The 25,974-nt window shown below is 35.9% G+C and carries 24 protein-coding genes and 5 tRNA genes; 1 reads left to right on the top strand and 28 read right to left on the bottom strand.

Annotated elements, in window-relative coordinates; translation table 11 throughout:
• The first annotated feature begins 49 nt into the window (after positions 1 to 49).
• Entirely contained in the window at positions 50 to 442 is a 393-nt protein-coding gene (locus tag K6119_RS15010; RefSeq protein WP_221832995.1) for a VOC family protein, read from the top strand.
• 1 nt (position 443) lies between these two features.
• Here the strand turns inward: K6119_RS15010 and K6119_RS15005 are convergent, their stop codons facing one another.
• The 28 genes from K6119_RS15005 to K6119_RS14870 form a co-directional block, all read right to left on the bottom strand.
• Positions 444 to 1,478 carry an SRPBCC family protein gene (locus tag K6119_RS15005; RefSeq protein WP_221832994.1) on the bottom strand — a complete coding sequence of 345 codons (1,035 nt, stop codon included), beginning with the start codon at positions 1,476 to 1,478 and terminating at the stop codon, positions 444 to 446.
• A gap of 5 nt (positions 1,479 to 1,483) precedes the next feature.
• Positions 1,484 to 1,834 (bottom strand): hypothetical protein, encoded by a 351-nt coding sequence (locus K6119_RS15000; protein ID WP_221832992.1) that lies wholly within the window; start codon positions 1,832 to 1,834, stop codon positions 1,484 to 1,486.
• Between the two features lie 27 nt (positions 1,835 to 1,861).
• The gene (locus tag K6119_RS14995) at positions 1,862 to 2,185 is read right to left on the bottom strand and encodes a DUF3467 domain-containing protein (RefSeq protein WP_221832990.1); all 324 of its coding nucleotides are present in this window, start codon (positions 2,183 to 2,185) and stop codon (positions 1,862 to 1,864) included.
• Between the two features lie 93 nt (positions 2,186 to 2,278).
• Positions 2,279 to 6,556 (bottom strand): DNA-directed RNA polymerase subunit beta', encoded by a 4,278-nt coding sequence (gene rpoC / locus K6119_RS14990; protein ID WP_221832989.1) that lies wholly within the window; start codon positions 6,554 to 6,556, stop codon positions 2,279 to 2,281.
• A gap of 101 nt (positions 6,557 to 6,657) precedes the next feature.
• On the bottom strand, positions 6,658 to 10,467 hold the full coding sequence (gene rpoB / locus K6119_RS14985) for a DNA-directed RNA polymerase subunit beta (RefSeq protein ID WP_221832986.1): 3,810 nt from the start codon (positions 10,465 to 10,467) through the stop codon (positions 6,658 to 6,660).
• Between the two features lie 109 nt (positions 10,468 to 10,576).
• A complete protein-coding gene (gene rplL, locus K6119_RS14980) occupies positions 10,577 to 10,954 on the bottom strand; it encodes a 50S ribosomal protein L7/L12 (RefSeq protein WP_221832984.1) in 378 nt (125 codons plus the stop codon).
• Positions 10,955 to 10,982: 28 nt separating this feature from the next.
• Complete coding sequence (rplJ, locus tag K6119_RS14975) at positions 10,983 to 11,510, bottom strand: 50S ribosomal protein L10 (RefSeq protein ID WP_221832982.1); 528 nt, start codon at positions 11,508 to 11,510, stop codon at positions 10,983 to 10,985.
• 11 nt (positions 11,511 to 11,521) lie between these two features.
• Positions 11,522 to 12,217 (bottom strand): 50S ribosomal protein L1, encoded by a 696-nt coding sequence (gene rplA / locus K6119_RS14970; protein WP_221832979.1) that lies wholly within the window; start codon positions 12,215 to 12,217, stop codon positions 11,522 to 11,524.
• Positions 12,218 to 12,229: 12 nt separating this feature from the next.
• Positions 12,230 to 12,673, bottom strand: a complete 444-nt coding sequence (gene rplK, locus K6119_RS14965; protein ID WP_221832978.1) for a 50S ribosomal protein L11 — start codon at positions 12,671 to 12,673, stop codon at positions 12,230 to 12,232.
• Positions 12,674 to 12,783: 110 nt separating this feature from the next.
• Positions 12,784 to 13,335 (bottom strand): transcription termination/antitermination protein NusG, encoded by a 552-nt coding sequence (nusG, locus tag K6119_RS14960; protein WP_221832976.1) that lies wholly within the window; start codon positions 13,333 to 13,335, stop codon positions 12,784 to 12,786.
• A 1-nt stretch (position 13,336) separates the two neighbouring features.
• On the bottom strand, positions 13,337 to 13,585 hold the full coding sequence (gene secE / locus K6119_RS14955; protein ID WP_221832974.1) for a preprotein translocase subunit SecE: 249 nt from the start codon (positions 13,583 to 13,585) through the stop codon (positions 13,337 to 13,339).
• A gap of 14 nt (positions 13,586 to 13,599) precedes the next feature.
• Positions 13,600 to 13,670 (bottom strand) — tRNA-Trp (locus K6119_RS14950).
• A 56-nt stretch (positions 13,671 to 13,726) separates the two neighbouring features.
• On the bottom strand, positions 13,727 to 14,914 hold the full coding sequence (gene tuf, locus K6119_RS14945) for an elongation factor Tu (protein ID WP_221832972.1): 1,188 nt from the start codon (positions 14,912 to 14,914) through the stop codon (positions 13,727 to 13,729).
• A gap of 181 nt (positions 14,915 to 15,095) precedes the next feature.
• A tRNA-Thr gene (locus K6119_RS14940) sits at positions 15,096 to 15,167 on the bottom strand.
• 45 nt (positions 15,168 to 15,212) lie between these two features.
• Positions 15,213 to 15,285: transfer RNA gene (locus tag K6119_RS14935), tRNA-Gly, on the bottom strand.
• A 34-nt stretch (positions 15,286 to 15,319) separates the two neighbouring features.
• Positions 15,320 to 15,402, bottom strand: a tRNA-Tyr gene (locus K6119_RS14930).
• Positions 15,403 to 15,424: 22 nt separating this feature from the next.
• A tRNA-Thr gene (locus K6119_RS14925) sits at positions 15,425 to 15,498 on the bottom strand.
• A 122-nt stretch (positions 15,499 to 15,620) separates the two neighbouring features.
• Positions 15,621 to 16,187 (bottom strand): chalcone isomerase family protein, encoded by a 567-nt coding sequence (locus K6119_RS14920; RefSeq protein WP_221832971.1) that lies wholly within the window; start codon positions 16,185 to 16,187, stop codon positions 15,621 to 15,623.
• A 146-nt stretch (positions 16,188 to 16,333) separates the two neighbouring features.
• Positions 16,334 to 16,627, bottom strand: a complete 294-nt coding sequence (gene hpf / locus K6119_RS14915) for a ribosome hibernation-promoting factor, HPF/YfiA family (protein ID WP_221832970.1) — start codon at positions 16,625 to 16,627, stop codon at positions 16,334 to 16,336.
• Between the two features lie 40 nt (positions 16,628 to 16,667).
• Complete coding sequence (locus tag K6119_RS14910; protein WP_221832969.1) at positions 16,668 to 17,540, bottom strand: tyrosine-type recombinase/integrase; 873 nt, start codon at positions 17,538 to 17,540, stop codon at positions 16,668 to 16,670.
• 57 nt (positions 17,541 to 17,597) lie between these two features.
• Positions 17,598 to 17,789, bottom strand: coding sequence for a 30S ribosomal protein S21 (gene rpsU, locus K6119_RS14905; protein ID WP_221832968.1), 192 nt, complete (start codon positions 17,787 to 17,789; stop codon positions 17,598 to 17,600).
• A gap of 66 nt (positions 17,790 to 17,855) precedes the next feature.
• Positions 17,856 to 18,995: an acyl-CoA dehydrogenase family protein gene (locus K6119_RS14900; RefSeq protein WP_237828033.1), complete on the bottom strand. Its 1,140-nt coding sequence runs from the start codon at positions 18,993 to 18,995 to the stop codon at positions 17,856 to 17,858.
• A gap of 95 nt (positions 18,996 to 19,090) precedes the next feature.
• The gene (locus K6119_RS14895) at positions 19,091 to 19,624 is read right to left on the bottom strand and encodes an adenine phosphoribosyltransferase (protein WP_221832967.1); all 534 of its coding nucleotides are present in this window, start codon (positions 19,622 to 19,624) and stop codon (positions 19,091 to 19,093) included.
• Entirely contained in the window at positions 19,625 to 20,482 is an 858-nt protein-coding gene (locus K6119_RS14890) for a ComEA family DNA-binding protein (protein WP_221832966.1), read from the bottom strand.
• Between the two features lies 1 nt (position 20,483).
• Positions 20,484 to 22,454 carry an alanine/glycine:cation symporter family protein gene (locus K6119_RS14885; protein WP_237828032.1) on the bottom strand — a complete coding sequence of 657 codons (1,971 nt, stop codon included), beginning with the start codon at positions 22,452 to 22,454 and terminating at the stop codon, positions 20,484 to 20,486.
• Between the two features lie 59 nt (positions 22,455 to 22,513).
• Positions 22,514 to 23,401: an SDR family oxidoreductase gene (locus K6119_RS14880; protein ID WP_221832964.1), complete on the bottom strand. Its 888-nt coding sequence runs from the start codon at positions 23,399 to 23,401 to the stop codon at positions 22,514 to 22,516.
• Positions 23,402 to 24,418, bottom strand: coding sequence for a potassium channel family protein (locus tag K6119_RS14875; protein WP_221832962.1), 1,017 nt, complete (start codon positions 24,416 to 24,418; stop codon positions 23,402 to 23,404).
• 230 nt (positions 24,419 to 24,648) lie between these two features.
• Positions 24,649 to 25,899, bottom strand: coding sequence for a DUF2851 family protein (locus K6119_RS14870; protein ID WP_221832960.1), 1,251 nt, complete (start codon positions 25,897 to 25,899; stop codon positions 24,649 to 24,651).
• Positions 25,900 to 25,974: the final 75 nt, after the last annotated feature.

The raw sequence follows: 25,974 nt of genomic DNA, 5'->3' as shown, positions 1-25,974 counted from the left end.
AATTATTTTGCGGTACAACTTTTCATTAACTTTAAATCAAACTACAATTATGAGTAAAAAAGTAACAGGTGTTGGAGGGATCTTTTTTAAGTGCAAGGATCCAAAAAAAATGAAAGATTGGTACAGCAATAACTTAGGATTAGTAACTAATGAATATGGTTCTACTTTCGAATCTCGAAATATTGATAATCCTGATGAAATTAATTATTTACAATGGAGTACTTTTCCAGATGATACCACCTATATGGAACCTTCCAAAGCAACATTCATGATTAATTATCGCGTTGAAAATTTGATTGAATTGGAAAAAGAATTGCATTTAGCAGGTGTCACAATTTGTGATGAAATAGCTGAATATCCTTATGGTAAATTCTTGCACATTTTAGATCCTGAAGGAAATAAAATTGAGTTATGGGAACCAGTAGATTCGGGTTTTGAATAAACTAATCTTTGATGTAGTAAACCTTCGTTAATATATCAGATGAATTTTCAACTGATGCAGGATCGGTTTCGTAAACCTCAATACTTACAGGACAATTGTAATGTGTGGCATTGATATATGCATCCAACCAATGATAACCATCACCAATTTCATTGTAGTCACCGTAAAATTCCATAACAACGGCTTCTGATGATTGAATGGTAAAAGGAGTTATCCCATTTTCTGCAGCAGTCAAATTACTTTTTACCTGAAAAACAGGCATTATCTCACATGTCCCTTTTTCTTCATCCCAGTTTAAAGTAATACATCCGGGCATACCAGTTACTTTAATTTGATTGGTCCCACAGAACATTCCTAAACGTGCGTATGCTTCTTCATACAAACTAGCGTTGATCTCATCAATGTCAATTTTGTAGCTTATCCCATAGTAATAAGAAGTTGGAAATTCTACCTCAGAGATTACATAAGGAGCATTCATTTCAACATCAATCACTCTGGCAACTGAATCTATATTAGCAAGGCCCTGTTCAATATCCGGCGCCATCTTTTCCTCCATATTAAAGAACAAAGCGATTGGACGCATTAAAAAGGGGATATCACCCTTATTGCTCCATGTTACTTCATTTATTTGCCCGTTTGACTTGATAGATATGTCCCCTTTGATGATCATATCTTCCATGTCTGAAAACACTAAATCATAAAGTACTTGTTGATTTTCATGGAATTCAGTAAAAGTCATACTACCTTCTCCTGATAATTGAGGGTCACCCTTCCATGTTTGTTTAGCTCCAACAGTTCCATCTTCGCCTTCAATGGCATTAGTTAAGCTAGAATCCTTAGCCACCCATGGAGACCATCTGTTCCAGTTTTCAAAAGAAGCAATACTGGTGTAAATGGCTTTTACTTCATTGTTCATAGCTCTTGTGCGCTCCACCTTAAAAGAAGCAGGTGCAACCAGGGCTACAATAAAATAAAGTGCCAGGAAAACTCCCAGCACTTTAAGTAATCCTATTGACAATTTTTTAATTGTCTTCATATCATTTATTCATTTCTATCTGTAGGTACAGATGACACTTCATTGTTGGCGTCAATAACGATTTCATACTCCCAACATTGTTCCATAGTCACTGAAAGAACGACAGGGTTATTGTTTCCAATAGAAATTGTGAAATCTACTACTCCCGGAGCAAAAGTTTTATCTTCTGAAGTTTCACCGGGTAAGATGTTGTTGATGTTAACGGTATTTCCACCCGAAGTTTGAATTTGTACACTGGTAGACTCTGTACCATTATTTACAATTCTTGAAATCGGATCTTCGTTTTTACACTTTTTACAAGAAGTAAATGTGAAGGCAACTGCTAAGAAAGCCATAAAAAGTAGTGATCTTTTCATTTTCATTTCTCTATGATTTAGGGGTTATTAAGCTTCTGTATTGGGACCTCCAAAATTCAGTGGTATTGGTTGCCCCATGTTTCCTAATTCTTTAATTGGTCCATGAGTTGACTCATATTTATGTACATTCTCTGTCAAAGCTTTCATCAATTTTTTAGCATTATCAGGAGTAAGAATTATTCTTGATTTTACCTTCCCTTTTGGCACGCCGGGCATCAATTGGATGAAATCTAATATAAACTCACTAGGAGAATGTGTTACAATTGTCAAATTTGAATAGGTACCTTCAGCTTGATCTTCAGGTAATTCGATATTAATTTGATTGGGATTCTTATTTTGTTCGTCACTCATATCTGATTCAATTTATTGAAAATTTCGCAATTTATGAAATAAAAAAAGCGCCCTTGACATTATCAAGAGCGCTTATAAATTTATGAATTATTCTTACTTGGCAGTTAACTCTTCGTATTCTTCTTGAGACCCTACAACCAGTTTCTGGAATTTTCTGAAACCAGTTCCTGCAGGAATCTTGTGACCAACGATTACGTTTTCTTTCAATCCTAATAAGAAATCTTCTTTTCCGTTCAAGGCAGCTTCGTTCAATACTTTTGTTGTCTCCTGGAAAGAAGCAGCAGAAATAAATGAACGTGTTTGCAATGATGCTTTAGTAATACCTTGAAGCATTGGCTCTGATGTAGCAGGAACTGCGTCTCTAGCTTCAATCAGTTGTTTGTCTTTACGCTTCAATGTTGAGTTCTCATCTCTTAATTTACGAGCAGAAATAATTTGACCCGCTTTAATTGACTCAGATTCTCCCGGATCAACAACTACTACTTTTCCAAATAGAGCGTCGTTTTCTTCAAAGAAGTCTGCTTTGTGAACAGCTTGTCCTTCCAAGAATTTAGTATCTCCCGGTTCTTTAATCTCAACTTTCAACATCATTTGACGAACAATTACCTCAAAGTGTTTATCGTTAATTTTTACACCTTGTAGACGGTAAACCTCTTGTACCTCATTTACAAGATATTCTTGTACTGCTGTAGGTCCTTTAATATCAAGGATGTCTTTTGGTGTAATAGCTCCATCAGAAAGTGTTTGACCTGCTTTAACAAAGTCATTTTCTTGTACCAAAATGTGTTTAGACAATGGGCACAAGTACTTTCTAATTTCACCAGTTCTTGATTCAATGATGATCTCTCTGTTACCACGTTTGATTTTACCATAAGACACGATTCCATCAATCTCTGCAACAACTGCAGGGTTTGAAGGGTTTCTTGCCTCGAATAACTCAGTTACTCTTGGTAGACCTCCTGTGATATCCCCAGATTTACCAGCAACTCTAGGAATTTTAACAAGGATTTGACCCGCTTTAATTTTATCGCCTTCATTTACCATGATGTGAGCATTTACAGGTAAGTTATATGCTTTACCTTCTTTGCTCGATCCAACGATTTCAATTGTAGGGATCTTCTTCTTATTTCTATTTTCAGTAATTACCTTTTCAGTAAATCCTGTTTGCTCATCTATTTCTTCACGATAAGTTTCCCCTTCGATAACATTTTCGAATTGAACCTTACCATCAATTTCTGAAAGGATAACCGCGTTGTAAGGGTCCCATTTACAGATTACATCACCTTTCTTAATGGCTTTGTTATTATCTGCAATTAGGTATGATCCGTAAGGAATGTTAGCTGTCATCATTACGATACCTGTTTTAGGATTCGTAATCTTAGCTTCACCTGAACGACCAATTACAACTTGCGCTTTGTTTCCATCTTTATCAGTAGTTGGGATAGTTCTTAACTCATCAATTTCTAATAAACCATCAAATTTAGCTTTGATATCTTGTTCATCAGCAATGTTTGATGCAGTACCCCCAACGTGGAATGTACGTAGTGTTAACTGTGTACCCGGCTCACCAATAGACTGAGCAGCAATTACACCTACAGTATCACCTTCAACTGCCATTTCAGAAGAAGAAAGGTTTCTACCATAACACTTAGAACAAACCCCACGCTTCATCTCACAAGTTAATACTGAACGTACTTCAACTTCTTCGATTTCCGCGTCTTCAATTTTCTTAGCTAATTTCTCACTGATTTCAATTCCTGCTTCTACAATAATATCATCAGTTCCAGGAACCTTGATATCATCTACAGCAACACGTCCAAGAATTCTGTCATAAAGTGACTCAACGATATCGTCATTCTTTTTCAATGCAGTTACAGTAATACCTCTTAAAGTACCACAGTCATCTGTATTGATAACAACGTCTTGAGCAACGTCAACCAATCTTCTTGTTAAGTAACCAGCATCCGCCGTTTTTAGGGCCGTATCCGCCAAACCTTTACGTGCACCGTGAGTTGAAATAAAGTACTCCAATACAGTTAATCCTTCTTTAAAGTTTGATAAAATCGGGTTCTCGATAATATCTTGAGAAGAAGCACCAGATTTTTGTGGTTTCGCCATCAATCCCCTCATTCCTGATAACTGACGAATTTGCTCTTTCGATCCACGGGCTCCAGAATCCATCATCATATAAATTGAGTTGAATCCTTGGTTATCTGTAGAAATACGCTCCATCAATTTAGAAGTCAAACGAGTGTTAGTATGCGTCCAAATATCAATGATTTGGTTATAACGCTCGTTGTTAGTGATAAGACCCATGTTATAGTTCATCATCACTTCATCAACTTCTTTGTTAGCACGCTCAACCATTTCGTCTTTTTCTGGTGGAATAATAACATCATCCAAGTTGAATGATAATCCTCCTTTAAAGGCCATATGGTAACCCATATCCTTGATATCATCCAAGAATTGAGCTGTTCTAGCTGTACCACAAATGGCTAATACACGTGAGATAATATCTCTCAACGCTTTCTTAGTCAATACTTCATCAATATATCCTACTTCATTAGGAACTAATTCGTTGAATAAAACTCTACCACATGTAGTTTCGATAATTCTAACTACCGGATTTCCATCTTCATCAATATCGTTAGTTCTAACTTTAATACCAGCATGGATATGTAATCTACCTTCGTTGTTGGCAATAATTACCTCTTCTGGAGAATAGAAAGTCATTCCTTCACCATTTACAACTTCTTCTTTAGTAGATTTTTTCAACTTAGTGATATAGTAAAGTCCCAATACCATATCCTGAGAAGGTACCGCAATAGGAGCACCATTCGCAGAGTTACGGATATTGTGAGAAGACAACATCAACATTTGAGCTTCCAAAATTGCAGCATTACTCAATGGTAAGTGAACTGCCATCTGGTCACCGTCAAAGTCGGCGTTAAATGCCGTACACACTAATGGGTGCAATCTAATCGCTTTACCTTCAATCAATTTAGGTTGGAAAGCCTGAATACCCAATCTGTGAAGAGTTGGGGCTCTGTTTAGAAGCACCGGATGTCCTTTAAGAACGTTTTCCAAGATGTCCCAAACTATTGGCTCTTTTTTGTCTACAATTTTCTTAGCAGATTTTACTGTTTTAACAACCCCTCTTTCAATCAATTTTCTGATGATAAACGGTTTGAATAACTCAGCTGCCATGTTTTTAGGAAGACCACACTCGTGTAATTTCAAGTTCGGTCCTACAACAATTACAGAACGTGCTGAATAGTCAACCCTTTTACCTAACAAGTTTTGACGGAAACGTCCTTGTTTACCTTTTAATGAATCAGAAAGTGATTTTAAAGGTCTGTTAGATTCAGTTTTTACCGCAGAAGATTTTCTTGAGTTGTCGAACAATGAATCAACCGATTCTTGCAACATACGTTTCTCGTTTCTCAAGATAACCTCAGGAGCTTTAATCTCCAATAGTCTCTTCAGACGGTTGTTTCTGATAATAACTCTTCTATATAAGTCATTCAAGTCAGAAGTAGCAAATCTACCTCCATCCAACGGAACTAATGGTCTTAATTCAGGTGGAATAACCGGAACAACTTTAACAATCATCCATTCAGGACGATTCTCTACTCTTGTTTGTGCTTCTCTTAAAGATTCAACAACTTGCAATCTCTTCAATGCCTCTTTCTTTCTTTGTTGAGAAGTCTCAGTGTTTGCCTTGTGTCTTAATTCAAACGACAATGCATCCAAATCCAATCTTTGCAATAAATCATGTAATGCCTCAGCACCCATTTTTGCAATAAATTTATTAGGATCTGTATCTTCTAAATATTGGTTTTCTTTTGGCAATTCATCCAAAATATCCAAGTATTCTTCTTCAGTTAAGAAATCCATGTATTCCAATGGTTCTCCATCAACTCTTTCAGCCACACCTTTTTGAATCACAACATATCTTTCGTAATAGATAATTTGATCCAATTTTTTAGTAGGCAATCCTAACAAATAACCAATTTTGTTTGGCAATGAACGGAAATACCAGATATGAGCAACAGGAACTACCAATGAGATGTGCCCCATTCTTTCTCTTCTTACCTTTTTCTCAGTAACTTCAACTCCACATCTGTCACAAACGATTCCTTTATATCTGATTCGTTTATATTTACCACAGTGACATTCGTAATCCTTAACAGGTCCGAAAATTCTTTCACAGAATAATCCGTCTCGTTCAGGCTTGTATGTACGGTAGTTAATTGTTTCAGGCTTTAAAACCTCACCATGTGATTTTTCTAGAATCATCTCTGGCGAAGCCAAACTGATCGTAATTTTATTAAAACTACTTTTTGGTTTTTGTTCTTTTTTGTAAGCCATGCTTTTATTCAGATTAAAGAGCAAAGAGCAAAGAGCAAAGACTTAAAGTGAATAAGTCTTTGTCTTTTTTCCTTGTTCTATGTTCTTTTTTCTATTAATAATTAATCCATTGTGATGTTCAATCCAAGTCCTGCCAACTCATTCAACAATACATTGAATGATTCTGGAATACCAGGCTCCTGGAAGTTTTCACCTTTAACAATCGACTCATAAGCTTTCGCTCTTCCTACAACGTCATCCGACTTGATTGTTAAAATCTCTCTCAAGATATTAGCTGCACCATAAGCTTCAAGTGCCCAAACCTCCATCTCACCAAAACGCTGACCTCCAAATTGAGCTTTACCACCCAATGGTTGTTGAGTAATCAACGAGTATGGTCCGATAGAACGTGCGTGCATCTTGTCATCAACCATGTGACCTAATTTCAACATATAGATTACACCAACAGTTGCCGGTTGATCGAAAATCTCTCCTGTATTACCATCATACAAGTAAGTTTTACCGAATTTAGGCACACCTGCTTTTTCCGTGTATTCGTTGATTTGGTCCATTGATGCTCCGTCAAAAATTGGAGTAGCAAACTTAACACCTAGTTTTTCACCTGCCCATCCTAGTACAGTTTCATAAATCTGTCCAAGGTTCATACGAGAAGGTACCCCTAGTGGGTTAAGTACGATATCAACAGGAGTTCCATCTTCAAGGAAAGGCATATCTTCTTGACGAACGATATTTGCCACGATTCCTTTATTTCCGTGACGTCCTGCCATCTTATCACCAACTTTCAACTTTCTCTTCTTAGCAACGTAAACTTTTGCCATTTTAACGATTCCTGTTGGTAACTCATCACCTACTGAAATCTGGAATTTTTTACGCTTATAAATTCCAAGAAGATCATTTGCTTTGATCGAGTAATTGTGCAATACTCTTTGGATCAATTTATTTATTTTCTCATTTCCAGTCCAATCGTATGGATTAACAATTGAGAAATCAACAGTTTGCAAGTTCTTTTGAGAGAATTTAATTCCCTTTTTCAAGATCTCTTCTTTATAGTTATTGAAAACACCAGCAGATTTTTCATCTTTCAAAATGTCTAATAACTTGTCAATCAAAACTCCTTTTAAAGCACCTGCCTCTTTTTCGTAGTCTTCATCTAACTGCGCTAAAATTGGCTTATCTTTTGCTTTAGTTTTTCTGTCTTTGATTGCTCTTGAGAACAATTTCTTGTCAACAACAACACCTCTTAAAGAAGGTCCTGCTTTCAATGATGCATCTTTTACATCACCTGCTTTGTCACCAAAGATAGCTCTCAATAGTTTTTCTTCCGGAGAAGGATCAGTTTCTCCTTTAGGAGTAATCTTACCAATCAAAATATCTCCTTCTTTGATATCAGCACCAACTCTGATAATTCCGTTTTCATCTAAGTCTTTTGTAGCCTCTTCTGAAACGTTTGGAATATCAGCAGTTAATTCTTCCAATCCACGTTTTGTATCACGAACCTCTAAAGTATATTCGTCAATGTGAACTGAAGTAAAGATGTCATCTCTAACGATTTTCTCAGAGATTACAATCGCATCCTCAAAGTTATATCCTTGCCAAGGCATGAACGCTACTTTCAAGTTTTGACCTAAGGCCAACTCTCCAGCTTGAGTTGCATATCCTTCACAAAGTACCTGTCCTTTTTCTACTGTATCTCCTTTAGCCACAATTGGTCTAAGATTGATAGTAGTAGATTGGTTAGTTTTTTGGAATTTAGTTAACTCATAAGTTTTAACCTCTCCATCAAAGCTTACCAATTTATCTTCTGCAGACAAGTTGTATTTGATTTGAATTTCATTTGCATCAACATACTCAACTACTCCGTCACCTTCAGCATTGATCAATACACGAGAGTCTCTCGCTACCAATTTCTCAATTCCGGTTCCAACAATAGGAGAAGTAGGTTTCAATAAAGGAACTGCCTGACGCTGCATGTTAGATCCCATCAAGGCACGGTTGGCATCATCATGCTCCAAGAAAGGAATTGAAGATGCTGCAATTGATGCAATCTGGTTAGTTCCAACGTCCATCATTGATATTTCATTCGGATCAACAACAGGGAAGTCACCCTCTAATCTTGCCTTAATCTTATCATTAACCAATTTACCTTTATCGTCAGTTTCAGCACTTGCCTGAGCAATTACTTTACCTTCTTCTTCTTCAGCAGATTTATAAATTGGAGTAGTATAATTTACTTTTCCATCTTTCACTTCCCAATAAGGAGTTTCAATGAATCCCAACTTATTAACTTTTGCATATACACACAATGAAGAAATCAAACCAATGTTTGGTCCCTCAGGTGTTTCAATAGTACACAATCTACCGTAGTGAGTATAGTGAACGTCACGCACCTCAAACCCTGCTCTTTCTCTAGAAAGACCTCCAGGCCCTAGTGCCGACAATCTTCTTTTGTGTGTTACCTCAGAAAGTGGATTTGTTTGATCCATGAACTGAGAAAGCTGGTTGGTTCCGAAGAATGAATTAATTACAGATGAAAGTGTCTTAGCATTAATCAAATCGATTGGCGTAAACACCTCATTATCTCTAACGTTCATTCTTTCACGGATCGTTCTAGCCATTCTAGCCAAACCAACTCCGAACTGGTTGTGTAATTGCTCTCCAACTGTTCTTACACGTCTATTAGAAAGGTGATCGATATCATCAATCTCAGCTTTAGCATTGATTAACTCAATCAAGTATTTAACGATCAAGATAATATCTTGTTTAGTCAATACTTTTTGCTCGATATCAGTGTCAATTCCTAATTTGGTATTGATACGGAAACGACCAACTTCACCTAAGTCATATCTTGTATCAGAGAAGAATAGTTTTTCAAATACAGACCTTGCTGTTTCAAAATCAGGCGGCTCTGCATTTCTCAATTGACGGTAGATGTGTTCAACCGCTTCTTTCTCTGAGTTAGAAGTATCTTTTTGTAATGTGTTGTAGATGATAGCAAAATCTGCAGTATTTACATTTTCCTTGTGAAGGATAATAGTTTTAGCTCCAGACTCAACAATTAGATCAATGTGTTCTTTTTCAAGAATAGTTTCACGATCTAATAACACTTCGTTTCTTTCAATAGAAACAACTTCTCCAGTATCCTCATCTACGAAATCTTCAACCCAAGTTTTCAAAACTCTTGCAGCAAGTTTTCTATCCAAAACCTTTTTCAAGTTGGCTTTGTTTACTTTAACTTCATCTGCAAGATCGAAGATTTCTAAAATATCTTTATCACTTTCGTATCCGATAGCACGGAACAAAGTAGTAACAGGTAATTTCTTTTTACGATCGATATAAGCATACATTACCGAGTTGATATCTGTAGCAAATTCGATCCAAGATCCTTTAAACGGAATAATTCTAGCCGAGTACAATTTAGTACCGTTAGCGTGACGCGATTGTCCAAAGAACACACCAGGTGATCTATGTAATTGTGAAACGATAACTCTTTCAGCTCCGTTAATAACGAAAGAACCTTTTGGAGTCATATAAGGGATAGTACCAAGATATACGTCTTGAACGATCGTCTCAAAATCCTCATGCTCAGGATCTGTACAATAAAGCTTTAATTTGGCTTTTAATGGAACACTGTAAGTTAATCCTCTATCTATACACTCTTGGATAGTGTAACGAGGTGGATCAATGAAATAGTCCAAAAACTCCAAAACGAATTGATTACGAGTATCCGTAATTGGGAAGTTTTCGCTGAACACTTTGAAGAGACCTTCATCACTTCTGTTTTCCGGGGTTGTTTCCAACTGAAAGAACTGCCTGAATGATTCTAACTGGATATCCAAGAAGTCGGGATATTCAAACTTGCTTGATTGACTTCTAAAGCTAATTCTTTCTGTAATATTATTTGTAGATCCCAAGGCTAAAAAATTTTAGTTATCAAAAAACTTATACAATTGATAAGCAATATAAAACAGGACTAGGCACATGCCCGAAAGCAGTGCCTATCCTGTATAAAATAAGTATGTCTTATTTAATCTCAACTTCAGCTCCTGCCTCTTCTAATGAAGATTTAAGACCTTCAGCTTCGTCTTTAGAAACACCTTCTTTCAAAGTAGCAGGTGCACCATCAACTAGTTCTTTAGCTTCTTTAAGACCAGCTCCAGTTAATTCTTTTACCAATTTAACTACAGCTAATTTAGATCCACCAGCAGATTTCAAGATAACATCAAATTCAGTTTTCTCTTCAGCTGCTCCACCGTCTCCACCACCAACAGGTCCAGCAACAGCTACTGCAGCAGCAGCAGGCTCGATTCCGTACTCTTCTTTAAGGATTTCAGCTAGTTCGTTTACCTCTTTTACTGTAAGGTTTACTAGTTGTTCTGCGAATTCTTTTAATTCAGCCATTTTATTTTGTTTTAATTTAAGTTAATTACTATGCTTCGGTTCTTTCCGAAAGCGTTTTAATAATACCAGCTAACTTGCCACCTCCAGATTGTAATCCAGAAACAACGTTTTTCGCCGGCGATTGAAGAAGTGCAATGATATCTCCGATAAGTTCTTCTTTGCTTTTGATAGAAACCAAGAAATCTAAATTCTCTTCTCCTGTGTAGATAGCTTCTTCAATAAAAGCACCTTTCAAAAGCGGTTTTGGAAACTTTTTACGGAAATCTTTGATCAACTTCGCAGGGGCATTACCTACTTCAGAGAACATGATTGCAGTAGGACCAGCAAGAACTCCGTAAAGATCTTCATAATTCTTGTCCTCAATTTTCTCCAAAGCTTTTTTCAATAAAGTGTTTTTAACCACTTTAAGTTCGATATTAGCTTTGTAGCATTTTTCTCTTAAGCTGTTAACAGATTCAACAGTTAATCCTGAAGCATCTGTTAAATAAAATACACCCGTATCAGACAATTTACTTGCTAAATCTTCAATGTACTGTGATTTTTCCTCTTTTGTCATATTAGAGTGTTTTAAATGGCAAACGCCTTAGTGTCAACATTGATGCTTGGACTCATAGTAGAGCTTAAATAAACGCTCTTGATATAAGTACCTTTAGCTGCTGCCGGTTTCAATTTGATAATAGTTTGAAGTAACTCATTCGTATTCTCCTCGATTTTCTTAGGATCGAAAGATACTTTAGCTACAGATGAGTGTACAATTCCAAACTTATCAACTCTGAAATCGATTTTACCAGCCTTAACATCTTGAACTGCTTTTCCTATATCCATAGTAACAGTACCTGTTTTAGGATTTGGCATCAAACCTCTTGGTCCTAATACTCTACCTAAAGCACCTACTTTACCCATTACGGAAGGCATTGTAATGATAACATCAATATCAGTCCATCCTCCTTTAATTTTATTGATATAGTCGTCTAATCCAACGTGTTCAGCACCTGCTTCTTTTGCTTCAGCTTCCTTATCAGGAGTACACAACACCAATACTTTGACGTCTTTTCCTGTTCCGTGAGGCAAAGCTACCGTACCACGTACCATTTCGTTAGATTTTCTTGGGTCAACTCCAAGTCTTACTGCAACATCAACTGAAGCATCAAACTTAGCGTTAGTGATTTCCTTTAACAGAGAACAAGCTTCTGTCAAGGAATAAGCTTTAGTTTTGTCAATTTTTGACAAAGCCTCTTTTCTTTTCTTACCTATTCTTGCCATAACTCGTTAATTTTAAACTGTTTCAGGGAAATTGCCGATTACAGTAATACCCATACTTCTTGCAGTACCGGCTACCATTCTCATAGCAGATTCAACTTTAAAAGCGTTCATATCCTGAATTTTATCTTCAGCGATCGCTTTTACTTGATCCCAAGTAACTTTAGCAACTTTTTGTCTATTTGGTTCAGCAGAACCACCTTTGATCTTAGCAGCATCCATCAATTGTACAGCAACCGGAGGAGTTTTAACAATAAATTCAAATGATTTATCGCTATAAACTGTAATTACAACCGGCAATACTTTTCCAGCTTTCTCTTGGGTTCTAGCATTAAACTGCTTACAGAACTCCATGATATTAACACCCTTAGCACCAAGAGCTGGTCCTACAGGAGGTGCTGGATTAGCTGCTCCACCTTTGATTTGAAGCTTGATCAATCCATCAATTTGTTTTGCCATTTTGCTTTGTTTTTAGTAGTGTTAGCGTGCGTTAATCGCGGACGGGAAGCATTGTCTTTACCGATAAATCGGGGCGTCTCACGTAGCACTCCTACTCGTTTATTATAACCTTAACTATTTTTATCGACCTGCATATAGTTCAACTCAAGTGGAGTTTTACGGCCGAATATTTTTACCATCACCTCTAACTTCTTCTTCTCTTCATTAATATTTTCAATCACTCCATTAAATCCGTTGAAAGGACCGTCAATTACTTTAACAGTTTCTCCAACAACATAAGGAATGTTCAATTCTTCTTCTTGTTCTGCTAACTCGTCAACCTTACCTAAAATTCGGTTAACTTCTTCTTTACGCATAGGCATTGGGTCGCCACCCTTTACCGCGCTCATAAATCCGATTACGTTAGGAACACTTTTAATAATGTGTTGCACCTCACCTTCAAGGGCAGCCTCAATCAAAACGTAACCTGGCAAGTAATTTCTTTCCTTGCTGATTTTTTTACCGTTTCTAATTTGATACACTTTTTCTGTAGGAATCAAAACCTGACCTACCAAGTGTTCAATTTTGTGACGCTTCACCTCAAGCTCGATATAATCACGAACTTTTTTCTCTTTACCACCAATAGCACGAACTACGTACCAACGTTTTTTAATCTCAGCCATATTAATATGCCCCTCTTAAATCATAGTAGAAACCTAAAAGACCTTTCCAGATTCCGAATTCAGTTTGTCCTTCAACGTGTTGCACGTTAATTCCAAACAAATAATCCATGATAAAGATTAATAATGCAAAAATAACCGAAGCAACTAGTACCACGATTGAACTACTTTGGAGTTGATCCCAAGTTGGCCAAGTTACCTTGTGCACTAACTCATTGTAAGACTCCTCTATGTATTTGACTATGTTTGCCACTTTCTTCTATTTTGCACGGGCGGAAGGATTCGAACCCTCATCAACGGTGTTGGAGACCGGTATTCTACCATTGAACTACGCCCGTAAAAAAGGCAACTCCGACGTGTCGGAGTTCACCTCTTTTATATGTTATTATTAGACTTAGTCTAAAATCTCAGTTACCTGACCAGCTCCTACTGTTCTACCACCTTCTCTGATCGCGAATCTCAACCCTTTGTTGATCGCAACAGGAACGATTAAGTTTACAGTAATAGTAACGTTATCACCAGGCATAACCATTTCTCTACCGTCTTCAAGAACGATTTCACCAGTTACGTCAGTAGTTCTTAAGTAGAACTGTGGTCTATATTTGTTATGGAATGGAGTGTGACGTCCACCTTCTTCTTTTTTCAAGATATAAACCTCAGCTTTAAACTTAGCGTGAGGAGTAATTGAACCAGGTTTAGCGATTACCATTCCTCTTCTGATATCAGTTTTCTCGATACCTCTCAAAAGAAGACCTACGTTATCACCAGCTTCACCTCTATCTAAGATTTTTCTAAACATCTCAACCCCAGTAATAGTTGAAGATAATTTTTCTTCACCCATACCAATGATATCAACCTCATCTCCAGTGTTAATAACACCAGTTTCAATTTTACCAGTAGCAACAGTACCACGACCAGTAATTGAGAATACATCCTCAACAGGCATCAAGAAATCTTTATCAACTTCTCTAACTGGAAGTTCGATCCAGTTATCAACTGACTCCATCAATTTCATGATAGTTTCTTCCCATTTAGGCTCTCCATTCAATCCACCTAAAGCAGATCCTTGGATAACTGGAGTATTATCTCCATCATACTCATAGAAAGACAACAAGTCTCTGATTTCCATTTCTACTAATTCAAGTAGCTCTTCATCATCAACCATGTCAACTTTGTTCATGAAAACAACCATTCTAGGAACACCAACCTGTCTTCCTAAAAGGATGTGCTCTCTAGTTTGAGGCATAGGACCATCAGTAGCAGCAACTACCAAGATCGCACCATCCATTTGAGCAGCACCAGTTACCATGTTCTTTACATAGTCGGCGTGACCTGGACAGTCAACGTGAGCATAGTGTCTAGTTTCAGTTTCGTATTCTACGTGAGATGTATTAATAGTAATACCTCTTTCTTTTTCTTCAGGAGCGTTATCAATAGTATCGAAGCTTCTTACTTCAGCACCACCAGCTTTTGCTAATACAGTAGTAATAGCAGCAGTCAAAGTAGTTTTACCATGGTCAACGTGTCCAATTGTCCCAATATTTACGTGTGGTTTGGAACGATTAAAGGTTTCCTTAGCCATAATCTACAATTGTTTACTTTGTTATTTTATTAATTATCAAATTTTTACAAACTACAAAATCCGCCTTAGGCGGATACACTAATCCCTTGAGTCAACACAATCTTTTTAAATGTTAAAAAGATGAATTTGAACTAGCCAAATTCCATTGTCTCAATTTCATAATTCCCATCACAACCTTTTGAGCCAATGACGGGATTTGAACCCGTGACCTCTTCCTTACCAAGGAAACGCTCTACCCCTGAGCTACACCGGCACGATAGTTCTTAATACCTTAACCATCTCGTTTGACGATTTATTGAGCGGGAGACGAGACTCGAACTCGCGACCCTCAGCTTGGAAGGCTGACGCTCTACCAACTGAGCTACTCCCGCTTATTATTTTTCTTTCTTTACCTAAGTGCTATAGTGGGGAGAGCAGGATTCGAACCTGCGAAGGCGTAAGCCAACGGAGTTACAGTCCGTCCCATTTGGCCACTCTGGTATCTCCCCTTTTAGTACTTAGCACTAAAAGAGCCTCTGGAGGGACTCGAACCCACGACCTGCTGATTACAAATCAGCTGCTCTAGCCAGCTGAGCTACAGAGGCGAAAAAATTTCTTATTTAAAGAACTAAAAAACTCCCGCATTTTTCAAAACGGGAGTGCAAATATATAAAACTAATTTCTTGTGACAAAACAAAAAATCAGATAAAATTTTAATTTTTTTTTCTTAGTTACCTAACATTTTCTTTTTCAGGGATTCCTGAGCTGGTTCATCACATAACCAAACGCCAAAAATTGCTTTTTTAAAGTCTAATCCTTCTACTGTAACTAGTGTTTTTTGATTCTTAATTAAAGATGTTCCTTTACCAGGTACATAAACTAAATCAAAAATGTCTCCATCTTCTACATCTTCACCAAAACCTTCTTTGATCAATTTTTCTAATCTAGCTTTATAAGGTTCCATGTTTCCTTTTGTAGATTTCTCCATTCCTTCTCTTACGGCATCTTCTAATTTTGAATTAGAAACCATTCCTGAAACTATTCTCAATTTGATCGCCATTTTTTCATCAGCACTCATAATTTTCTCAGCATCTGAAGATTTATTTTCTAGATATAATACACCTACGTATAAATCAATCCAATACTTTTCTCTGACTCCACCGCCATTCATTTTTAGATATTCCCCATCTACTTTCATAACATTGGGCATCACTATTCCTCCTATCTTGGTTTGTGCAGATCCGTTAAATCCAAAAAATAAAACCAAGCTTAACAATGCAATAAATTTTTTCATACGCTTTTAATTAAAATTGTCTTTTCTAATTCAAAGGCAAGTATTGAGCCAAAATGAACTAGTTTTCTCGTTATAGATTTATAAATTCAAAAAAAAATCCCTGAACAACAATCAGTGGATCAGGGACTAAATTAGTTAAAATATTATTATTTCCTCTTGGACTTTTGTTTTCTTACCTGCCTCCTCAGTGCTTCACAAGCCAGGTCGGCTGCCTCCTCAAAACTTTTACATTGTTTCTTTGCAAATAATTCTTTCCCGGGAATCGACAATTTAATTTCTGCAACTTTATTTTCAGCATTTGCAGAGTTGTCTAATCGAAGGTAAACTTCACCAGCAATAATATTATCAAAAAACACTTCTAATTTAGAAACCTTTCCGTTGATAAAATCTACTAGTTTTCTGTCGGCACTGAAGTGCACTGAATGAACATTTATATCCATAATACCTCTAGTTTTAATTCACGTTCGCTCACGTGATCGGCTAACCTCTTGGATGAGCCTGTTTATAAATCGATTGTATCTGTTTGAACGAATTATGAGTGTAAATCTGAGTAGCTGATAAATCTGTGTGGCCCAAAAGCTTCTTTATCGTCTCCAAAGATGCACCATTGTTTAACATGTGAGTAGCAAAAGTATGCCTTAACACATGCGGGCTTTTTTTACTCAAATTCGTTACTCTAGAAAGATAAAAATTTACCTTATTATAAACAAATTTAGGACTCAATTTTTTTTCAGCCTTGGTGCAAAGTAAATGTCTGGTTTTCAGACCTAAAACTGATTTAGATTGGCGATAACGATAAATTATTTCTGTTAATAAATGTGAAATTGGAATTATGCGTTCCTTATTTCTTTTACCCAACACTTTAATTTGGTGATCAGAGATATTTGATTCTTCTAAATTGATTAATTCGCTAAGTCGAATACCGGTTTGATATAAAAGCTCCATAATAAGCTCATCCTGACATCTAGTAAACTCGTCTTCTATGTCATTAAAAATACTGCTGTCCCAAAGCTGTTGTTCGGGCACAAACTGAGGCAATACTTTTTTTTGCTTAACACTTTTAACTTTTTGAGCCGGATTTGCATCAATGTATCCTTGTTGGCGAATAAACCTGTAAAATGTTTTAACAGAGCTCAACTTTCTATTTACAGAAGAATTTTCTAGACCTTCTTCCATCATATCCACCAAATAAGATCTCATCATTTGGTGGTTTACTTCCTTGATACTTTTATCCGAGCTTAAATTAAGGATCTCACAGAATTGTTCCAGATCTTTTAGATACGCTATCACCGTATGCTGAGAATATCGCTTCTCATGCACCAGATAATATTCGAATTCTGCGATTAAAGACATAAAAAAAGGAGTATCAGTTGATACTCCTTGTACGTATTTTTAGAGAATATGTTTTAATTACATTTCTTCTTGCTGCATTTTTTGTCTATAAGCAGCTTTCAATTTCATTTGTCTTTCAACAACAGAAGGTTTTGTAAATTGTTGTCTATCTCTCAATTCTCTTAAGACACCTGTTCTTTCAAACTTCTTTTTGTATCTTTTTAAAGCTCTCTCAATGTTTTCGCCTTCTTTCAATGGAATTATTAACATATCTTTCTTATTTCTTTTATCAAAATTGGATGGCAAAGATAATTCTTTTTTTTAGTAACGCAAAATCTATTTAAATAATTCGCGTGAAATTACCAATTTTTGAATTTCTGATGTCCCTTCTCCAATTGTACACAACTTAGAATCTCTGTAAAATTTCTCTACTGGAAAATCTTTTGTATATCCGTATCCTCCAAAGATCTGAACAGCATCTGTAGAAACTTCTACTGAAATTTCTGAAGCATAATATTTAGCCATTGCAGATTCCTTAGTCATTTTTTCTCCTCTCATTTTCATAGCAGCTGCTTGTAGCAACAATAGTTCTGCTGCTTCAATTTTAGTTGCCATATCTGCCAATTTAAAAGCGATACCTTGAAATTTAGCAATTGGTTGACCAAATTGTTCTCTTTCTTTAGAGTATTTAACCGCTGCTTTGAATGCTCCTTGAGCGATACCTAGCGCCAAAGCTCCGATAGAAATTCTTCCTCCATCCAAAACTTTCATGGCCTGAATAAATCCTTTTCCTTCTTCTCCTATTAACTGATCTTTATGTACTCTACAGTTCTCAAAAATCAATTCAGCAGTTTCAGAAGCACGCATCCCCAATTTATTCTCTTTTTTACCAGATTTAAAACCAGGAGTTCCTTTTTCAACTATGAAAGCAGACATTCCGTGAGAATCTCCTTTTTCACCAGTTCTAACAATGACAACTGCTACATCACCACTAATGGCGTGAGTGATAAAGTTTTTTGAACCGTTTAAAATATAATAATCACCGTCCTTTACAGCAGTGGTAGCCATACCTCCCGCATCAGATCCGGTTCCTGTTTCAGTTAATCCCCAAGCACCAATAAACTCAGCTGAGGCTAACTTTGGTAAATATTTTCTTTTTTGCTCTTCAGATCCATGATATAAAATGTGACCTGTACAAAGTGAATTATGAGCTGCTACCGATAATCCAATTGATCCACAAACTTGAGCAATTTCAGAAATTACAGTAATGTATTCATTATAACCAAAACCACTTCCACCATACTCTTCAGGAACAAGCACACCCATTAATCCAAGGCCACCTAATTTCTTAAAAAGGGGTACAGGGAATTCCTGGGTCTCATCCCATTCCATAAAATGCGGGCGAATTTCTTTTTCGGCAAAATCTCTAACCATTTGCCTAATCATTACCTGATTTTCGTTTTCTACAATTTCCATGTTTAAGTAATACGTTTCTCAAAAATATACCGGAACCAACCGTTCAAGCTAAATACTACACTCTAAAGGACTGTCGTAGCTTCAAGGTGTTTTATTTAGTAGCGGACTAAAGTACTAATATTTTCTGAGTATTTGGTTAATAATTCACTTCCTTCAAGGAAAGCTAACTCGATTAAAAAACTATAACCTGCAACAGTTGCCCCTTGTTTTTTCACTAGTTCTGAAACAGCTGCTGCTGTTCCTCCTGTCGCCAATAAATCATCATGAATCAGCACTTTTTGATTAGGAGAAATTGCATCAATATGCATTTCGATTTCGGCAGAACCATATTCCAAATCATATTTATACGAAACGGTTTCATATGGTAACTTCCCTTTTTTTCTTATCAAAACGAATGGCACATCTAGTTCCATTGCCAATGATAATCCAAACAAAAAACCTCTACTTTCAATTCCGGCAACAACATCAACACCAAGATTTTTTACTTCACTTACTATTGCGTTTTTAATCATTTTACACAAATTTGGATCATGTAAAATTGGTGTGATATCCTTAAATACGATTCCTTCTTTGGGGAAGTTTGGTACATCCCTGATAACTTTTTTTATTTCTTCTGACAATGCGCTCATTTAGTATGATATATAAGGAGACACTTTTTCAATCTCCGATTTAGACATTAATCCTTTTTCCTCCAAAAAATCTAAATTTTCAATTTTAGACTCCGATCTTCTTTTAATTATTTCAGCCACTGCTCCCCAATTCTCTTTGAAATAAGGATGTTTTCTAATGTCTTCTTTCTTATCCTCATTGATATTGATTTTTTTAATTTGATTCAGATCAAACTCTGCCGTTAAACTCAGAGATTCAATTGCCAATTCGGACAAACCGTAAACTTCATTGAACTGATCTTTACTCACAAATCCACCTAAAAAATCTCTGTATTTAATAATACGTTCAGCATAGAAAGGTCCAATTCCTTTGAGTGCCTCCAAATCAGTTGAATTGCAAGAATTGATCAAAATTGAATTTGGGATATCCGAAACCGGATCAGCCCCATCAAGGATCATGTAAGGTTCGATTTCCTTAAATTTATCTTCGCTTATTACGTATATTTTCTCTACGTCTTCTGCTTTAACAAAAGGACCATATTTGTCTCTATAATCAACTATTGACTTAGCTTGTTTATCAGAGAAACCAATTCCTTCCCAGCCTTTTTGGTCAAGTAAATTTGGATCAAACTTTGAAAGCTTATAAGTTGTTTTACTTTTTGATTTGTCTTTAGTAAATTCTGAATTTGCTTCAAGGGTGTCTAAGTGATTATCACCCTTAATTTGGATAAAATCAGCTTCGCTTATGGGAATTACGTCCGCATCAGGTAAACCCTGACTTTTATTGACATTTAAAACCACTATCAAAAAGACAATAATGATTGAAATACTTACTACTCCAACCTTTTGTTTCCTTGTAAAGTGGAAATAAGATTTCACATTATCTTGCTTTGAGTTCTTTGACTTTGCCCATGAATTTTTTCAATTCCTGACCAGCCACCGGAGCAAGAATAAATAATCCAATCATATTAGGAACCAACATTGCAAAGATCATAGCATCTGAGAAGCCCATTACCGAATCAAGTTGAGATGCGGCTCCAACTACTACGAATACACAAAATAAGGCTTTATAAGCATATTCTACTTTTTTATCTCTACCAAACAAAAAGGTCCATGCTTGATATCCGTAATACGACCATGAAATCATACTTGAGAATGCAAATAAAATTACAGCTATTGTTAAAATCAATGGGAAGAAACTAAATACCGAGCCGAAAGCTGCAGACGTTACCTCTACTCCTTGAGAAACTTTTGTACCGTATTCCATAATAGATCCGTCTCCATTTGTAATAATAAGCACTAATGCAGTCATAGTACAAACTAAAACAGTATCAATAAAAGGCTCTAACAAAGCAACCAATCCTTCACTAGCTGCATATTTTGTTTTTACCGCAGAGTGAGCGATAGATGCCGAACCAATTCCGGCTTCATTGGAAAAAGCCGCTCTTTGGAAACCTTGTATCAACACACCGAAAACACCTCCTGCAATCCCTAATCCGGTAAAAGCACCTTCAAATATTTGACCGAAGGCTCTTGGAATTTCACTTCCTTTCATTATTAAAATTGTCATTGCAGCTAATACATAAATTGCCACCATGAATGGAACAATTTTGTCTGTAACCTTTGCAATTTTTTTAATACCACCAATAATTACGATACCTACTAAAATAGCCATCACAATTCCGAAAATGAAACCATATCCAGTTAATGGTGTAACAACTCCTCCAGCTTTAAACTCTTCTTCTGAAACTACTTTCTTTTCGTCTTTATACACCAAAGTCACTTCTCCATTCTCAACAGATTCAACATTGTACAATAAAGATTGAGGCGAAGCGATAATTACATTTTCACCTACAAGGGTTTCAAAATCTGTATCTTTCTTAATTGTTTCATCAGTAGTTCCAATTCTAGTTGAATCACCTACCATTGTCTCATTTGAAACAGTCACTGATTCATCACCTTTTTTATAAGTAATTGAATCTTTTTTAACTGATTCAATAGTAATAGTTTCTTCTGTGTAGAAATTATATTTTACTTGTTCTCCAACAGTTTCACTAAGATTTTCATATTCTGAAGCCTTAGTTGAACCATAAGATTCAAGCATTGCAAACGCCTGATTTGATTGGAACATATTACCTCCACCAAATGATCCTCCGATACACATGATAGCAAAAATCACAGCTAAAACTCTACCAAAATTGGCCATTTTTTTGTCTCGCAAACCTTTTTTAAGGTAGTACATAGGTCCACCAAACACTTTACCGTCTTTATCAATTTCACGGTATTTTACTCCTAGTGTACATTCAGTAAACTTAGACGCCATCCCAATTAAACCTGCAACAATCATCCAAAAAGTGGCACCTGGTCCACCAACAGATAAAGCTACGGCTACTCCGGCAATGTTTCCTAAACCTACTGTCGCAGACAATGCAGCAGTTAAAGCTTGAAAGTGAGAAACCTCTCCGTGATGTTCACCTTCTTTTTGCTCAACTCTTATCGTATCAACGATATCTCCGTCAACTGTATGAACTGTATCTTCTGAAGCCTCAATATGATCTTCTCCACTTTCTAATTCATCATATTTACCTCTGACAATATTGATCGCAGTTTTAAATCCACGAACATTGATAAATCTGAAGTAAATAGTAAAACTTACCGCAGCACCAATTAGCACAATAAGCACCCAAGGAACTTGAATATCCTTACTAAATGGGATTGGCATAAAGATAAAATCAACAAACCAGGAAGTATAGCTTCCAAAGGTTTCATCAATCTTTTGATCGATACCTTTATCTCTTGCGAAGTTGAAAAATGGAATTAATAAAAATAGGAAGGCAAGTAATTTCTTCATATTAGATTTTAAGTGTTCTAGTACGGGTTCGAGCAAATATAAAAAATTAATCTTAGGGACTAATTTGTAATGTACTGAAGGCTTTCTTCTAATGTTAGTGGTCGATAGGATAAAATCTTTGCTGATTTTGTTAAATCAAAGCCGGTTTTTGGAGGTCTTTTTGCTTTTTGATTCAAGGTATTTGAAGATATCGGTTTAACGACGGTTTTATCAAATCCATAAAAATCTGCAATTCTACAAACCAAATCATAAATGGAAATAGTTTCCGGGCCAGAGATATGAAAAATTCCTTCAGCCTTTAACTTTACTGATTGAATACAAGCCCATGCCAAATCATCTGCCCATGTTGGAGCTCTAAACTGATCATTTACAATAGTCAATTCATTTCCTTGTTTTAGCGCTTCTTTTGCCCAGAGTACAATGTTAGACCTACTTAAATTATTCCCTTCACCATATACAATAATGGTTCTTAAAATAGACCAGTTGGGGTAGTTACCATTAATCAGAATATCCTCTGCATCCCTTTTAGAAGTGGCATATATACTCAAAGGGTTTCTCTCATCCTCTTCTTTGTATGGTCCATTTTCACCATCAAAAACAAAATCTGTTGAAACTTGAACAAAGTATAAACCTAAATCTTCAGAAACTTCATATAAATTTTTAACAGCAGCTACATTTACCTTTCTACATTCAGCCTCATTCTCTTCACATGCATCTACATTAGTCATGGCAGCCGTGTTGATGATTGCCGTAAACTCTTGCCCGTCACAAATAGATTCAATTTGGGCTTTATCAGTAATATCAAGAGATTGATAAAATTCCTCAGGGCAATCTGGATTTCTGTTCTTTCCTTTAGAGGTTGCCACAAAGGAGATGTTAGCATCTAATAACTGCGCTACTATTTTTTGGCCCAATAAGCCGTTAGATCCTGTAATTAAAATGTGCATTTATGATATTCCCAGAACGGTGTTTAGTTTTTTAATTTGTTCAGGATTTCCCAAAACGAACATTTTTGAATTCTTAGTAATTTTCATATCGTTTGGAGGGTTTATGATGTATTCTCCTTCTTCAGTTCGATATCCAATTACATTACAACCTGATTTAGAAAAATTTTCAAGCTCACCAATTGTAAGGTTTTGGTATGCTTCGGGTAAATCTTGAAAACTAACTTCTTCTAAATTTACCGTTGATTTTCCTGAAACTTTAATTAAATCCATGAACTCCATCATATCAGGGGTAACAACCAATGAAGCCATGTGAGCACCACCAACTGTATCAGGCATGATTACATTATCTGCACCGGCAATTCTCAATTTTCTCATTGATGAATAAGAAGATGCCCTTGAGATAATTTTCAATTTGGGATTTAATTCACGAGCAGATAGCACTACAAATAAATTATCTGCATCATTAGGTAAGGCAGTAATCAATGAAGTAGCATTAGAAATATTTGCTTTCAAAAGGGCTTGATCATCTGTGGAATCACCTTTTATAAAAGTGATCTCATTAAATTCAGGATCGTTTGTAATCTCTTGATCTCTTTCTACTACGACAAAACTCTTTTTGTAGAATTTTAAATCGTGAGCAGCTTGTTTTCCAACCCTTCCATATCCGCAAACTATTGTATGGTTCTCCATATTCTCTGCTGTTTTTAAAGTCTTATATTCTTGAAAGTACTTTTTATACTCACCTGAAACTACGTAGGAAGTTATTGCAGTCACTACATAACCAAAAGTACCAAATGATAAAATGATCAAAAATGAAGTAAATATTTTTCCTTCCGGTGACAAAGGCTTAATCTCATTAAAACCAACTGTAGATACAGTTTGTAGTGTCATATAAAAAGAGTCAAGCAAACTCCACCCTTCTACAATCATGAAACCCAAAGTACCTGTGACAATAATTCCTATTACCACAAACAAGGCATAATAAACCTTCGCAAAATATTTATAATTCAGTAACATCTATAACTCCCAAATAGTTTTGCGCTTGCGTTGTAATTTAAAGATGTGTTTGTGCTCTAATATCCAGGCCATCATCAAGTATAAAATTACCGGTGAGCCTAAACCAATAAATGAAAAATAAATAAAGAATAATCTAACTCGGGATACCTCAACTCCTATTTTTCTGGCAAACCAAGTGCTAACACCAAAGGATCTGAGCTCGAAAAAAAGGGATATTTTTTGAATGAGATTCATTTATTGAGTACAAATTTACCGATATTACAAAATAAGCACTTTTTTTGGTTGCAAAGCTCATTTTTAAGCGCTAATAATCCTTGAGAATCAAAAGCATTTTTAGGTTTTACACCTATTTTATTCCACATTTTTATAACAGCATTATTTTCAGATGGCAACTGAGATAAATTGATTTTAACTTTTTCTTGCGCATCAATATCTGCTTTAAATTTAGCCATGGCGTATTGAAAAGGCAATACTGCATTAATCATTATTAATTGCATTGCAGCATGACTGATTTGAATAGATTTTTCTTGAGTTGACTTAGCAAAAGTAAAATGGGTTTTCCAGAAAGTTGAAAGCTCAATCTTCAATGCTCTTTGCCAATAGGTAATGCCTTGCTGATAAATATCAATTTCATGATAGCGAGTTAAAATAGCGGCTAATTGTGCCAACCTGATATTCGGATGTGAAGATGGTCTCATCCCTGAAGTATGCCAGGCAGTGGATGAGAGCGGATTCAATAAAAACAATTTTTTTTGATAACTAAATTCATCAATTAAATACTGCACATATTCACTATCATGTTGCATAGGCAACATACCTGACAATCCCATTAAATAAGCTTCTATCTTAATTGGGTTATAATTGAGATGTGCGATAATTGCAGGATTGATTTTTTCTGACAAATCTTTGAAAGCCTCTTTATTTACTTTACCACCTAATGCCTGTGCTAAAAGGATGAAAAACGACTTTTTTTGATCTCCATGATTTTCTTTAAGTAATTGTAAAATCTCATTTGCTTTTTGATCTAACCTACTTTGCAGTGAAGCATTAATTTGATTTTGAAGCTCAAGGGCAGCAACCTTTTTTATTTGCTTTGAACAAACAATAACATCTTTATTACTATTAAATGAATCGTTAAGTTTTTGATTTGCTATAACTTGATTTAGTTCTACCACCGGAAGCTTGAAATTATTAATCACAACCTCCATATCATGATTTAATACAAAATGCGCAATTACATTATTATAAGACTCATCAAGGTGGTGATTGTGTTTTTTCCAATCTGAAGAATTGATATGAAACTCAATATGACCTGCCCACAACTTATTATCGTACTCAATGATAGACTCTAGAAAATCCGGACCTGAATTTTTATTTCGCACACCAAATTGAACTACCTTAAGTTTTTGATCAGTTGTAGTTTGAAAAATGTTGCCCAATTTTTTAGCATCAAAGAGGGAATGTAAGTGTGTTTCGAGCATACATTAAAGATCGTAATTTTTAATTGGATTTTAGCTAGACAATTGTATAACTTTGCAATCCTCAATCAATTAGGT

The organism is Paracrocinitomix mangrovi, assembly GCF_019740355.2.
Lineage (GTDB): Bacteria > Bacteroidota > Bacteroidia > Flavobacteriales_D > Crocinitomicaceae > Paracrocinitomix > Paracrocinitomix mangrovi.
The sequence above is the reverse complement of the archived record's forward strand: the minus strand, read 5'-3'. Positions and strand labels throughout refer to the sequence as shown.